General features: G+C 65.1%; 12 protein-coding genes. 8 read left to right on the forward strand and 4 right to left on the reverse strand.

Annotated elements, in window-relative coordinates:
* The first annotated feature begins 54 nt into the window (after positions 1 to 54).
* From dapC to cls, 6 genes are all read left to right on the forward strand, one after another.
* Positions 55 to 1,281, forward strand: coding sequence for a succinyldiaminopimelate transaminase (gene dapC, locus LDZ27_RS08355; RefSeq protein ID WP_244813654.1), 1,227 nt, complete (start codon positions 55 to 57; stop codon positions 1,279 to 1,281).
* Between the two features lie 37 nt (positions 1,282 to 1,318).
* Positions 1,319 to 2,146: a 2,3,4,5-tetrahydropyridine-2,6-dicarboxylate N-succinyltransferase gene (gene dapD / locus LDZ27_RS08360; protein ID WP_244813655.1), complete on the forward strand. Its 828-nt coding sequence runs from the start codon at positions 1,319 to 1,321 to the stop codon at positions 2,144 to 2,146.
* A 2-nt stretch (positions 2,147 to 2,148) separates the two neighbouring features.
* On the forward strand, positions 2,149 to 2,517 hold the full coding sequence (locus tag LDZ27_RS08365) for an ArsC family reductase (protein ID WP_244813656.1): 369 nt from the start codon (positions 2,149 to 2,151) through the stop codon (positions 2,515 to 2,517).
* Between the two features lie 113 nt (positions 2,518 to 2,630).
* Positions 2,631 to 3,770 carry a succinyl-diaminopimelate desuccinylase gene (dapE, locus tag LDZ27_RS08370; RefSeq protein ID WP_244813657.1) on the forward strand — a complete coding sequence of 380 codons (1,140 nt, stop codon included), beginning with the start codon at positions 2,631 to 2,633 and terminating at the stop codon, positions 3,768 to 3,770.
* A 32-nt stretch (positions 3,771 to 3,802) separates the two neighbouring features.
* Complete coding sequence (prmB, locus tag LDZ27_RS08375) at positions 3,803 to 4,687, forward strand: 50S ribosomal protein L3 N(5)-glutamine methyltransferase (RefSeq protein ID WP_244813658.1); 885 nt, start codon at positions 3,803 to 3,805, stop codon at positions 4,685 to 4,687.
* Positions 4,688 to 4,819: 132 nt separating this feature from the next.
* Positions 4,820 to 6,313 carry a cardiolipin synthase gene (cls, locus tag LDZ27_RS08380; RefSeq protein WP_244813659.1) on the forward strand — a complete coding sequence of 498 codons (1,494 nt, stop codon included), beginning with the start codon at positions 4,820 to 4,822 and terminating at the stop codon, positions 6,311 to 6,313.
* Between the two features lie 5 nt (positions 6,314 to 6,318).
* Here the strand turns inward: cls and LDZ27_RS08385 are convergent, their stop codons facing one another.
* The gene (locus tag LDZ27_RS08385; RefSeq protein WP_244813660.1) at positions 6,319 to 6,810 is read right to left on the reverse strand and encodes a glutathione peroxidase; all 492 of its coding nucleotides are present in this window, start codon (positions 6,808 to 6,810) and stop codon (positions 6,319 to 6,321) included.
* 154 nt (positions 6,811 to 6,964) lie between these two features.
* On the opposite strand from LDZ27_RS08385, the gene LDZ27_RS08390 reads away from it, so the two are divergent.
* Positions 6,965 to 8,911 (forward strand): ATP-binding cassette domain-containing protein, encoded by a 1,947-nt coding sequence (locus tag LDZ27_RS08390; RefSeq protein WP_244813661.1) that lies wholly within the window; start codon positions 6,965 to 6,967, stop codon positions 8,909 to 8,911.
* Between the two features lie 21 nt (positions 8,912 to 8,932).
* Positions 8,933 to 9,964, forward strand: a complete 1,032-nt coding sequence (locus LDZ27_RS08395) for a CaiB/BaiF CoA-transferase family protein (RefSeq protein ID WP_244813662.1) — start codon at positions 8,933 to 8,935, stop codon at positions 9,962 to 9,964.
* On the opposite strand, the gene LDZ27_RS08400 is transcribed toward LDZ27_RS08395, so the two are convergent.
* The 3 genes from LDZ27_RS08400 to alr form a co-directional block, all read right to left on the reverse strand.
* Entirely contained in the window at positions 9,961 to 10,224 is a 264-nt protein-coding gene (locus LDZ27_RS08400; protein WP_244813663.1) for a DUF2866 domain-containing protein, read from the reverse strand. The genes LDZ27_RS08395 and LDZ27_RS08400 overlap by 4 nt on opposite strands.
* A gap of 155 nt (positions 10,225 to 10,379) precedes the next feature.
* Positions 10,380 to 11,768, reverse strand: a complete 1,389-nt coding sequence (gene radA, locus LDZ27_RS08405) for a DNA repair protein RadA (RefSeq protein WP_244813664.1) — start codon at positions 11,766 to 11,768, stop codon at positions 10,380 to 10,382.
* A 51-nt stretch (positions 11,769 to 11,819) separates the two neighbouring features.
* The gene (alr, locus tag LDZ27_RS08410) at positions 11,820 to 12,890 is read right to left on the reverse strand and encodes an alanine racemase (protein ID WP_244813665.1); all 1,071 of its coding nucleotides are present in this window, start codon (positions 12,888 to 12,890) and stop codon (positions 11,820 to 11,822) included.
* Positions 12,891 to 13,103: the final 213 nt, after the last annotated feature.

Consider the following 13,103-nt stretch of genomic DNA (forward strand, 5'->3'; position numbering starts at 1 on the left):
GGCGCGCATGGCGCCTGCGCGCCGCCCGACGTTCATCGCTCAAACCGACACGCCGTGAATCCACTTCTTCAGACACTCCAGTCGTATCCATTCGAAAAACTTCGCGTGCTGTTCAAGGGCATCGAGCCGCGCGCCGGATTCACGCCGATCAGCTTCGGCATCGGCGAGCCGAAGCATCCGACGCCCGCGTTCATCCGCGATGCCGTCGTCAACGCGCTCGACGGCCTCGCCGCATATCCCGCCACGCTCGGCAGCGAGCCGCTGCGCGAAGCCATCGCCGCGTGGGTCAAGGCGCGCTACGGGCTCGCTTCCATCGATGCCGCGACCGAAGTGCTGCCGGTTTCCGGCTCGCGCGAAGCCTTGTTCGCGCTCGCGCAGACGGTCATCGACAGCCGCAGCACGCCCGCGTTGTCGGGCGGCCAACCGCCGATCGTACTCTGCCCGAACCCGTTCTACCAAATCTATGAAGGCGCGGCGCTGCTCGCGGGCGCGCAACCCTTCTTCGTCAATAGCGATCCGGCGCGCAACTTCGCGTGCGACTACTCGACCGTGCCCGAGGATGTCTGGGCGCGCACGCAACTGCTCTATGTCTGCTCGCCGGGCAACCCCACGGGCGCGGTGCTCACGCTCGACAACTGGCGCGAACTCTTCGCGCTCTCCGACAAGCACGGCTTCGTGATCGCATCCGACGAATGCTATTCGGAGATCTATTTCGACGAAGCGCATCCGCCGCTCGGCGGCCTCGAAGCCGCGCGCCTGCTCGGTCGCGGCTTCGAGCGGCTCGTCATGTTGTCGAGCCTGTCGAAGCGCTCGAACGTGCCGGGCATGCGCTCGGGCTTCGTCGCCGGCGACGCGTCGGTGCTCAAGAGTTTCCTGCTGTATCGCACGTATCACGGCGCGGCGCTCTCGACCGTGTTTCAGCGCGCGAGCATCGCGGCCTGGCAGGACGAGGCGCACGTGCGCGAGAACCGCGCGCTCTATCTGAGCAAGTTCCAGACGGTCACGCCGATGCTCGCGGACGTCCTCGACGTGCGTCTGCCCGATGCCGCGTTCTATCTCTGGGCGAACGTTTCGCGCACCGGACTCAGCGACACCGAGTTCGCGGCGCGCCTCTACGCCGACTATAATGTGACGGTTCTGCCGGGCTCCTACCTCGCTCGTCCCGCGCATGGCACGAATCCCGGCGAGGGGTTCGTCCGCATCGCGCTCGTCGCCGGGACCGGGGAATGTATCGAAGGCGCCCGCCGCATCGTCGAATTTTGCCGCACGCTTCCTTCCTGACGCGCTGCCGGTCCAACTCTCCATTCTTGATATCACTATGTCGGAACAACTTCAGAGCATCATCGACAACGCCTGGGAAAACCGCGCGGAGCTGTCGGCCAAAGCCGCGCCCGCCGACGTGCGCGACGCCGTCTCGCATGCCATCGAACAACTCGACAAGGGCGCGCTGCGCGTCGCCGAGAAGCGCGACGGCGACTGGGTTGTCAACCAGTGGCTCAAGAAAGCGGTGCTGCTCTCGTTCCGTCTCGAAGACAACGTGCCGATGCCCGCGGGCGGCTACTCGCAGTTTTACGACAAAGTGCCCTCGAAGTTCGCGAACTACACCGCCGAAGACTTCGCGGCAGGCGGCTTTCGCGTGGTGCCGCCCGCCATCGCGCGCCGCGGCTCGTTCATTGCGAAGAACGTGGTGCTGATGCCGTCGTACACGAACATCGGCGCTTACGTCGACGAAGGCACGATGGTCGATACGTGGGCCACCGTCGGCTCGTGCGCGCAGATCGGCAAAAACGTGCACCTGTCGGGCGGCGTCGGCATCGGCGGCGTGCTGGAGCCGCTGCAGGCGAACCCGGTCATCATCGAGGACAACTGCTTCATCGGCGCGCGCTCGGAAGTGGTGGAAGGCGTGATCGTCGAAGAGAACTCGGTCATTTCGATGGGCGTGTACCTCGGACAGAGCACGAAGATCTACGATCGCGAAACGGGCGAAGTCAGCTACGGCCGCATTCCGGCGGGCTCGGTCGTGGTCGCGGGCAATCTGCCCTCGAAGGACGGCTCGCACAGCCTGTACTGCGCGGTCATCGTGAAGAAGGTCGACGCCAAGACGCGCGCGAAAGTCGGCCTGAACGAACTGCTGCGAGGCGACTGACCGTGGCGCGATCCGCTGCGACAACCGTCGTCTACGGCATTCCCAACTGCGACACCGTGAAGAAGGCGCGCGTCTGGCTCGAAGAGCACGGCGTGCCCTTCGAGTTTCACGATTTCAAGAAAGCCGGCGTCTCGAATGCGCTGCTTCAGGACTGGCTGAAGGACGTGTCGCTCGACCAGCTCATCAACAAGCGCGGCACGACGTGGCGCGGCTTGTCGGATGTGCACAAGGCCGAAGCCGACACCACCTCGGGCGCAATCGCGCTGATGATCCACAAGCCGTCGATCATCAAGCGGCCAGTCGTGGTCGTGAATGGACGCGTCAAGACGCTCGGTTTTTCGGCCGAGCAGTACGAGACGCTCTTCGCGTGAGCGCGTGCGATGGCTGCGAACGTCATGCCATCGCACGCATTGCACCGACGCCGAATCGCCTGCCGGCCGCGCGCCGGCATTTTTTATCGCTGTCCAGGAAGCAGGCTCCAACCATGTCCGGCACACTCTCCCTCACCGAAGCCCTGATCGGGCGCGCGTCCGTCACGCCCGACGATCGCGAATGCCAGTCGCTCATGATCGAGCGCTTGTCCGCCATTGGCTTCGACTGCGAGACCATCGCGTCGGCCGGCGTCACGAATCTGTGGGCGGTGAAGCGCGGCACGGACGGCGCGCAAGGCAAGCTGCTCGCGTTCGCCGGACACACCGATGTCGTGCCGACCGGCCCCGTCGAACAATGGAGCTCGCCGCCCTTCACGCCGACGCATCGCGACGGCAAGCTCTACGGGCGCGGCGCGGCGGACATGAAGGCATCGCTCGCGGCGTTCGTCATATCGAGCGAGGAATTCGTCGCGCGGCATCCGCGGCATCGCGGCTCGCTCGCGCTGCTCATCACGAGCGACGAGGAAGGCCCCGCCACCGACGGCACCGTCAAGGTCGTCGAAGCGCTGAAGGCGCGCGGCGAGCGGCTCGACTACTGCATCGTCGGCGAGCCCACGTCCAACGAAACGCTCGGCGACATGGTGAAAAACGGGCGGCGCGGCTCGATGTCCGGCAAGCTCGTCGTGAAGGGCGTGCAGGGACACATTGCGTATCCGCATCTCGCGAAGAATCCGATTCATCTGCTTGCGCCCGCGCTCGCCGAACTCGTCGGGCAGCGTTGGGACGACGGCAACGAATACTTTCCGCCGACGACCTGGCAAGTGTCGAACCTGCGCTCGGGCACGGGCGCGACGAACGTGATTCCCGGCCATGCCGAGCTGATGTTCAACTTCCGCTTCTCGACAGCGAGCACCGTCGAAGACCTGCAAAGCCGCGTGCACGCGATTCTCGACAAGCACGCGCTCGACTACGAACTCGCATGGACGGTTAGCGGCCTGCCGTTTCTGACGCCGCGCGGCGCGCTGTCGAACGCGCTCGAAAAAGCCATCCATGACGAAACCGGCGTGCGTCCGGAATTGTCGACGACAGGCGGCACGTCGGATGGACGCTTCATCGCGCGCATCTGCGAGCAGGTCGTCGAATTCGGTCCGCCCAACGGCAGCATCCACAAAATCGACGAACATGTCGAAGTACGATTCATCGAGCCGCTCAAGAACGTGTACCGCCGCGTGCTCGAAGAACTGATCGCCTGAATCCTCACCCGCAAAAGAACAAGGAGCCTGCGATGGCGCTACCTTTCACCACTCTTCGCGACCTGCTTCGCTTCGGCGTATCGCGCTTCACCGAGGCGGGCTTGTCGTTCGGTCATGGCTCGACCAACGCCTACGACGAAGCCGCGTACCTCATCCTGCATACGCTGCACCTGCCGCTCGACACGCTCGAACCTTTCCTCGACGCGCGCCTGCTCGACACCGAAATCGACGCCGTGATGCAGGTCATCGAGCGCCGGGCGAAAGAGCGCGTGCCTGCCGCGTACATCACGCAGGAAGCGTGGATGCACGGCCGGCGCTTCTATGTGGACGAGCGCGTGATCGTGCCGCGTTCGTTCATCGGCGAGTTGCTGCAGGACGGCTTGCAGCCCTATGTGCCGGACCCGGACCACGTCACACGCGTGCTCGAGCTTTGCACCGGCTCTGGATGTCTCGCGATTCTCGCGGCGCAGGCCTTCGAGAACGCCGATGTCGATGCCGTCGACATCTCCGCCGATGCGCTCGCCGTCGCACGCCGCAATATCGACGACTACGCGCTGCAAGACCGCGTGACGCTTCACGAAGGCGACCTTTACGCGCCGCTGTCCGCCGCGCGCTACGAAGTCATCGTCACGAACCCGCCGTATGTCAACGCGACGGCGATGCAATCGCTGCCCGAGGAATATCGTCACGAGCCGGAACTCGCGCTCGCGGGCGGCGCGGACGGCATGGACGTCGTGCGGCGCATCGTGCGCGATGCCGGCAAGTGGCTCACGGAAGATGGCGTGCTCGTCGTGGAAATCGGCAACGAGCGCGCGAACGTGGAAGCGGCGCTGGGCGGCCTCGAACTTGTCTGGCTTTCGACGAGCGCCGGCGACGACAACGTGTTTCTCATCCAGGCGGCCGATCTGCCCACCTGACCAAACGCGCCGACGCATTTCGACGGCGTCGCGCGCTCGACGTTCGGTAAGATGACGCATCGCCGCTTCGGGCGGCGTTCGTCATCCCGCTGCGCGCGCACTGCGCGCAGCGTTTCGAACCAGCGCATCTCTATGCAAGCAGCAGACTGGCTCCACGTCGGCACGCTCGTGATGGCCGCGCATGTGCTCGGCGTCATCGCCGCCGTGCATGCGATCATCAATACCCGCACCTCGCAGGGCGCGGTCGCGTGGGCGGTGTCGCTCGTCGCGATGCCTTATCTCACGCTCATTCCTTATCTCTTTCTCGGCCGCAGCAAGTTCGCGGGTTACATCGACGCGCGCCGCCTCGAAATTGAAATCCTGCGCAATCGCTCGAAGCCGGTGGAGTGGGAATCGCCCGAGCGCAGCGATGCCTCGCACGGCGACCTGGCGCTCGCCGATGCTTCGGGCGTGCGCGGCGAACTCGCGCCGGGGCCAGCCGAATATCTCGGCAATCCCACTATTCGAACGCTGCAACGGCTCTCCGGCATGCCGTTTTTGCACGGCAACTCGGTGCGCGTGCTCGTCAACGGGGACGCCACGTTCGCCGCGATCCTCGAAGCGATCGAAGCCGCCGAGCGCTATGTCGTCGTGCAGTTCTTCATCGTGCGCGCGGATGCGCTCGGCGAGTTGCTGAAGGACGCGCTCATCGCGAAGGCCAAGGCCGGTGTGCGCGTCTATTTCCTCTACGACAGCATTGGCAGCTTCGACCTGCCGCATCGCTACGTGCATGCGCTGCGCGCGGGCGGCGTCGAGGCGCATCCGTTCGCGACCAAGCGCAAGTTCGTGAACCGCTTTCAGATCAACTTCCGCAATCATCGGAAGATCGTCGTGGTGGACGGCAAGCGCGCGTTCGTCGGCGGGCACAACGTGGGCGTCGAATATCTCGGCGGCAATCCGCGTCTCTCGCCCTGGCGCGACACGCACGTCGAAGTGCGCGGGCCGGCCATCGCGAGCATCCAGTTCGTGTTCACGGAAGACTGGTACTGGGCGACGCAGCGCCTTCCCGAACTCGGCCCCGCTCCGCACGCCGACGACAACATGCACTGCATGGTGCTGTCGAGCGGTCCCGCCGACAAGCAGGAGACCTGCTCGCTCTTCTTCGTCGAGGCGATCAACGCGGCGCGCGAGCGCATCTGGATCACGTCGCCGTATTTGATCCCGGACGAAGCCGTGTTTTCCGCGCTGAGGCTCGCCGTGATGCGCGGCGTGGACGTCCGTATCCTGATCCCGAGCCGGCGCGATCATCGCGTCGTGTTCGCCGCATCGAAGCTCTACGCCTACGACCTCGTGCTGGCGGGCGTGCGAATCTTCCGTTACGTGCCGGGGTTCCTGCACCAGAAGGTCGTGCTCGTCGACGACATCGCCGCCTCGGTAGGCAGCGCCAATCTCGATAACCGCTCGTTCCGCCTCAACTTCGAGATCACCGTGCTGACGGTCGACCGTCATTTCGCGCGCGAAGTCGGGCGCATGCTGCTCGCGGACTTCGCGCATGCGTATGAAATCGACGGCGACGATTATCGCGGCGCCGCGTTCTGGCGGCGCATGGCGATGCACGTCGCGCGGCTTTTCTCGCCGATCCTCTAACTCGCTCAGAGCAGCTTTTCGACGTCGTCCGCGATCGAATCGGGCTTCGTGATCGGCGCATAGCGCTTCACGATCCGGCCGTCGCGGTCGATCAGGAACTTCGTGAAGTTCCATTTGATCGCCTCGAGACCGAGCACGCCGGGCTGGCTCTGCGTCAGATACTTGAAGAGCGGGTGCGCCTTCGGTCCGTTGACGTCGATCTTCGCGAACATCGGAAAGCTCACGCCGTAATTCGTCTCGCAGAAGCTGCCGATCTGCGCGGCGTCGCCGGGTTCCTGCTTGCCGAACTGATTGCACGGGAAGCCGAGCACTTCGAAGCCGCGCGCGGCATACAAGGTGTACAACTCCTGCAAGCCCTTGTATTGCGGCGTGAATCCGCATTCGCTCGCCGTGTTCACGATGAGCAGCACCTTGCCGCGATATGCGTCGAGGCCGACGGTCGCGCCGTCGAGCGTTTCGGCCGTGAAGCCATAGATGCTGTCGGTAGTTGAACTCATGCCATGCTCCGCGCAGTGAAATGTCAAAGTCAGGCGATGCTACTACCGCGCGCGTTCGCCCGCCATCGGCCGAACGGACGATCCTCGGCGAGCCGCCCGCCCGGTCTAAAATAGCGCTTTCCTCCAGTCCGCGCCCTTTCGCCGCCATCCCGACGTGATTCGCTTCAACCAGTTCAGCCTGTCCCGCGGCACGAAGCCGCTTTTCGAAGAGACGAGCTTCACGCTCAATCCGGGCGAGAAAGCCGGGCTCGTCGGCGCGAACGGCGCGGGCAAGTCCACACTTTTCGCCGTGCTGCGCGGCGAGCTGCACGCGGACGGCGGCGATTTTTCGATGCCGCCGTCGTGGCGTATCGCGCACGTCGCGCAGGAAACGCCTGCCGTCGATCGTTCCGCGCTCGACTACACGCTCGACGGCGACACGAATCTGCGGGCCATCGAGGCGCGCATCGCGGCGGCGTCCGCGTCCCACGACGGCGCCGCCGAAGCGGAAGCGCACGCCGCTTTCGCCGACGCCGACGGCTACACCGCGCCCGCGCGCGCCGAAACGTTGCTGCTGGGCCTCGGCTTCACGCTGGAACAGACGCGCGAGCCGGTCACGAGCTTTTCGGGCGGCTGGCGCATGCGCCTGAACCTCGCGCAGGCGCTGATGTGCCCGTCGGACCTGCTGCTTCTCGACGAGCCGACCAACCACCTGGACCTCGACGCGATCGTCTGGCTGGAAGACTGGCTCGGCCGCTATCCGGGCACGCTCGTGGTCATCTCGCACGACCGCGAATTCCTCGATTCCGTCTGCAACGTCACGCTGCACCTGGAGAACCGGCAGGTGAAGCGCTACGGCGGCAACTACAGCCAGTTCGAAGTGCTGCGCGCGCAACAACTGGCGTTGCAGCAGAGCGCCTACGAAAAGCAGCAGAAAACGGTCGCGCATCTGCAGAGCTTCATCGACCGCTTCAAGGCGAAGGCGACGAAGGCGAAGCAGGCGCAAAGCCGCGTGAAGGCGCTCGAGAAGATGGAGCTGATCGCGCCCGCGCATGCGAGTTCGCCGTTCACATTCGAATTCCGCACGCCCGATGCCGCGCCCAATCCGATGATGGTGATGGAAAGCGTGCGCTGCGGTTATCGAAGCGATGAAGGCGCCGAGATTCCGATCGTCGAGGGCGTCACGCTTTCGATCCAGAACGGCCAGCGCATCGGCTTGCTGGGCGCGAACGGTCAGGGCAAATCGACGCTCATCAAGACACTCGCGGGCACGATCGAACCGCTCTCGGGCCATGTCCGGCAGGGCAAGGGCCTGCAAATCGGCTACTTCGCGCAGCATCAACTGGAGACGCTGCGCCCCGACGATTCCGCGCTCGCTCATCTCGCGCGCCTCGCACCGGACACGCGCGAACAGGAATTGCGCGACTTTCTCGGCAGCTTCAATTTCTCGGGCGATATGGCCACCGCGAAGATCGCGCCGTTTTCCGGCGGCGAAAAGGCGCGGCTCGCGCTTGCGCTCATCATCTGGCAGAAGCCGAATCTGCTTCTGCTCGACGAGCCGACCAATCACCTCGATCTCGAAACGCGTCACGCGCTAACCATGGCGCTCGCGCAGTTCGAAGGCACGCTTATTCTCGTGTCGCACGACCGGCACTTGCTGCGCGCGACCACCGACACGTTCATGCTCGTCGCGAAACATCGGCTGAGTCCGTTCGACGGCGATCTCGACGACTATCGCGACTGGCTCCTGCAGCACGCCGCCGAAACCCGCGCGGCGGCGAAGGAAGCGAGCGGCGCGGCTTCAGCCGCGGGCGATGCGCAGGACAGCGCGCAAAATCGGAAGGAGCAGCGCAGGCTGGAGGCGCAGGAGCGGCAAAAGCTGTCGCATCTGAAAAAGCCGCTGCAATCGCGCATCGCGAAAATCGAGAAGGAAATGGAGACGCTCAACGCGGAGAAGTCGGCGCTCGATGCGTTCGTCGCCGATCCCGCGAGCTACGAAGCCGCGCAAAAAGCCAAGCTGACGGAGACGATTCGGCGTCAGGGCGAAGTCAACGCCCGGCTCGAAACGCTCGAAATGGCCTGGCTCGAAGCGCACGAGGAACTGGAACAGATCGGTTCATAAGGACCCACGGAGACCTGCGACTTGACGAATCCTCCCGCCCTCGCCGGCCTTCGTGTTCTGGACTTGACGCGGCTTTTGCCCGGCCCCGTCGCGACGCTGCGCCTCGCTGAACTGGGCGCGGACGTGCTCAAGATCGAGCCGCCCGGCGAGGGCGACTACGCGCGCGCGATGCTGCAAAGCGACGCCGACCGAAAGAGCGGGACGCCCAGCGCGTTCTATCGCATCGTGAATCGCGGCAAGCGGTCGCTCACGCTCGATCTCAAGAGCGCGGAAGGCCGCGCGAAGCTGATCGAACTGGCGCGCGACGCCGACGTGCTCATGGAGAGCTTCCGGCCATCGGTCATGACGCGGCTCGGCGTCGGCTACGACGTGCTGCGTGAGGCAAATCCGAAGCTCGTGTACTGCGCGATCACGGGCTTCGGCAGCGAAGGCCCGTTCGCGGACAAGGCCGGACACGACCTCGATTACATCGCGTATGCGGGCGTGCTCGACCAGCTCGCTGCGCCCGATGGTTCGCCCATCGTGCCGAACTTCCAGCTTGCCGACTTGCTCGGCGGTGCGCTCGCGGCAGTCGTGGAAACGCTCGCGGCGCTCTGGCACGTCGCGCGCGGCGGCGACGGGCGCCGCATCGATATATCGATGACCCACGCCGTCCATGCGCACAACGTCATGGCGCACATCGCGCTCGCCAATGGCAACGAGGCAAGCACGCGCGCGGGCGCCGGCCTGCTCAACGGCGGCGTGCCCTGCTACAACGTGTATCGCACGCGGGATGAGCGCTTCGTCGCGGTGGGCGCGCTCGAACTGAAGTTCTGGCAAAACCTGTGTCAGGCGCTCGGACGGCCGCACTGGGCCGCGCAACATTGGAGTCTTGGTCAAGCCATCGGCGGCGCGGACGCGAAAGCGCTGACCGCGCAAGTCGCCGCGCGCTTCGCCGAGCGCACGCGCGACCAATGGATCGCACTTCTCGAACCGCTCGACTGCTGCGTGGCGCCCGTGCTCTCGCCCGCCGAAGCCGCAGTGCATCCGCTCTTCGCGGGCCGCGAAGCCTAGCGTCGCGGCAAGGTCTGTCGCGGCTGGCGCTCGTCGTCGACGAGTACGTGCTTGCGCCCCGTGACGTGACGGCGAATGGTGGCGACGACTTCGTCCTCGGTCACGTCCGCAGCCACGACGCGCCGCGAAATCTGCCCTTCGCCGTCGATCCATTCCACGATCCGGCAACCGCTGCCCCACGGCTGCTGCAAGGGCGCCGAAACGCGGCATCCGCGCAGATGAAACGCGGGCGTCGGCCGGGCAGTTTTGGCATGTTTCAAAGCGTGGTCCTCTCGATGCGTCCAGTCGCTGCGGTTTCACTGCGTCCGCAGCCCCGAAAGCATATGAAAACCGCGCGTGCGTTGGGTTACAGCGCCGCGCGACTTTCTTACGGCCCGTTACCGAGGGTCCGATCCGTTCATCGCGCGCGGCGAGATCATTCGAGATCACGCACGCGATCGATCGCTTCCTCGATGCGGTCGACCGCAATCACCTCGAGGCCTTCGACAGGCTGCTTCGGCGCGTTGGCCTTCGGAATCAACGCCACCGAAAAGCCCAGCTTGGCTGCCTCCTTCAGACGATCCTGCCCGCGCGGCGAAGGACGGATCTCACCGGCAAGCCCGACTTCGCCGAACGTGATGAGGCCTTTGGGCAGCGGCTTGTTGCGCATCGACGAGTGAATCGCGAGCAGCACCGCGAGGTCGGCGGCAGGCTCGGTTATCTTCACGCCGCCGACGGCGTTCAGGAACACGTCCTGATCGAAACACGCGATGCCCGCATGCCGATGCAGCACCGCGAGCAGCAGCGCGAGCCGGTTCTGTTCGAGGCCCACCGCGAGTCGCCGGGGATTCGGCACATGCGCGGTATCGACGAGCGCCTGCACTTCCACGAGCAGCGGCCGCGAGCCTTCCTGCGTGACGAGCACGCACGATCCCGCGACGCTCTGCTCGTGCTGCGACAGAAAAAGCGCCGAAGGATTCGCCACGCCGCGCAAGCCCTTCTCCGTCATCGCGAAGACGCCGAGTTCGTTCACCGCGCCGAAGCGGTTCTTGAATGCGCGCACGAGGCGGAAAGACGAGTGCGTGTCGCCTTCGAAGTACAGCACGGTATCGACGATATGCTCCAGCACGCGCGGTCCCGCGAGACTGCCTTCCTTCGTCACATGGCCGACCATGATGATCGAGGTGCCCGTCTGCTTGGCGATGCGCGTCAGTTGCGCCGCGCATTCGCGGACCTGCGCGACGGAACCCGGCGCGGACGTGAGCGCTTCGGAGTAAATCGTCTGGATGGAATCGATGACGGCGACTTCCGGACGTTGCTCGTCGATCGTCGCCTGAATCTTTTCGAGCTGGATTTCCGCGAGCAGCGAAAGATCGGCCGCCGCGCTCGCCGAACCGCCGAGCAGTCCGAGCCGCTGCGCCCGCAGCGCGATCTGCGCGCCGGATTCTTCTCCACTGATATAGAGCGCTGGCCGCTCGCGCGCGATTTCCGCGAGCGATTGCAGGAGCAACGTGGACTTGCCGATGCCCGGATCGCCGCCGATCAGCACCACGCCGCCCGCCACGAGACCGCCGCCGAGCACGCGGTCGAATTCGCCAACGCCGGTGGTGAAGCGCGGCACGTCCGACGCTTCGATATCGGCGAGACGCTGCACCGGCGAGTTCTTCGCGAGCGCCTGAAAGCGATGCGCCGAGGGCGCCTGCTCCACCGATTCCACCAGTGTGTTCCACGCGCCGCACGACGCGCACTGCCCCGTCCACTTCGGCGATTGCGCGCCGCATTCGCTACAGATATAGAGCGCTTTTCCCTTTGCTGCTTTCGCCACGTATTGCCTTTTTTCGTATTCGATTCTTTCGCGCGGATCAGTCGCCCGCGCTTATTCCGCCCGCACCGGCACGCGCTGGGCGATGGCGCACATCAACTCGTAGCCGATAGTGCCGCATGCGCTCGCCACGTCGTCGATGGGCAGATTCGCGCCCCACAGTTCGACGCGCGAACCGACGCCCGCGCCCTGGCACGGCGTGAGATCGACGGTGAGCATGTCCATCGAGACGCGGCCGACGAGCGCCGTTCTCACGCCATCGACGATGACCGGCGTGCCTTCGGGCGCGACGCGAGGATAACCGTCCGCGTAGCCGCACGCGACGACGCCGATGCGCATCGGCCGGCTTGCCGTGTAGGTCGAGCCGTAGCCGATGCTATGCCCCGCTTGCACCGTCTGCACCGCGATCAGTTCCGAGCCGAGCGTCATCGCGGGCTTGAGGCCGGTATCGGCGATGTCGGCGGTCACGCCCGAGGGCGACGCGCCATACAAGATGATGCCGGGCCGCACCCAGTCGAAATGCGCGGACGGATGCCACAGCACCGCCGCCGAATTCGACAGGCTGCGCGCGCCCGCGATGCCTTCCGCGCCCCGCTCGAACGCTTCGAGCTGGTGCGCGATGCCGCGCTCGCTGTCGGCGTCCGAAAAATGGGTCATGAGCGTAATCTGCCCGACGCCCTGACACGCGCGCGCCCGCTCCCACGCGGCGCGATAACGCTCCGGCGTATAGCCGAGGCGGTTCATGCCGCTATTCATCTTGAGCTGGATGTTGACGGGCTTCGAGAGCCGCGCCATCTCGAGCATGCGCAGCTGTTCGTCGCAGTGAACCGCCGTGGTCAGGCTGTAGCGGTCGATCACGTCGATGTCGGTCGGACGGAAAAAGCCTTCGAGCAGCAGGATCGGGCCGGCCCAGCCGAGCTCGCGCAACTTCGCGGCTTCTTCCAGGTCCAGGAGGCCGAAGCCGTCCGTCGCGCGAAGTCCGGGGAACACTCGCGCGAGTCCGTGGCCATACGCATTAGCCTTGACGACGGCCCAGATCTTGGATTTCGGCGCGTACTTGCGCGCAACGGCGAGATTATTGGCAAGTGCAGGGGTATGAATTGTGGCTGAAAGGGGGCGCGGCATGAGCGTTCAATGGAAATACGGTTCAGGCGGAAAGGCAAGCATACGCCATCGGGGCGATGGGCCGCTGCGCCGATCAAGACACCTTGGGAATCAGTACCTTATGACGAATTTCGCGCGCGGAGCCTTCAGTTCGCACGCGATCGAGATTACTGCTAGTCAGAATGCGCCTATTTTCGTGTTATAAAGCCGTGCACACAACCCATTTCGAACGGC

The organism is Caballeronia sp. Lep1P3, from assembly GCF_022879595.1.
Taxonomy (GTDB): domain Bacteria; phylum Pseudomonadota; class Gammaproteobacteria; order Burkholderiales; family Burkholderiaceae; genus Caballeronia.

Excerpts from the sequence above, each read along its gene's own strand:
- dapD (WP_244813655.1), top strand. The coding sequence starts at position 1,319 with ATGTCGGAACAACTTCAGAGCATCATCGACAACGCCTGGGAAAACCGC.
- dapE (WP_244813657.1), top strand. The coding sequence starts at position 2,631 with ATGTCCGGCACACTCTCCCTCACCGAAGCCCTGATCGGGCGCGCGTCC.
- prmB (WP_244813658.1), top strand. The coding sequence starts at position 3,803 with ATGGCGCTACCTTTCACCACTCTTCGCGACCTGCTTCGCTTCGGCGTA.
- cls (WP_244813659.1), top strand. The coding sequence starts at position 4,820 with ATGCAAGCAGCAGACTGGCTCCACGTCGGCACGCTCGTGATGGCCGCG.
- LDZ27_RS08385 (WP_244813660.1), bottom strand. The coding sequence starts at position 6,810 with ATGAGTTCAACTACCGACAGCATCTATGGCTTCACGGCCGAAACGCTC.
- alr (WP_244813665.1), bottom strand. The coding sequence starts at position 12,890 with ATGCCGCGCCCCCTTTCAGCCACAATTCATACCCCTGCACTTGCCAAT.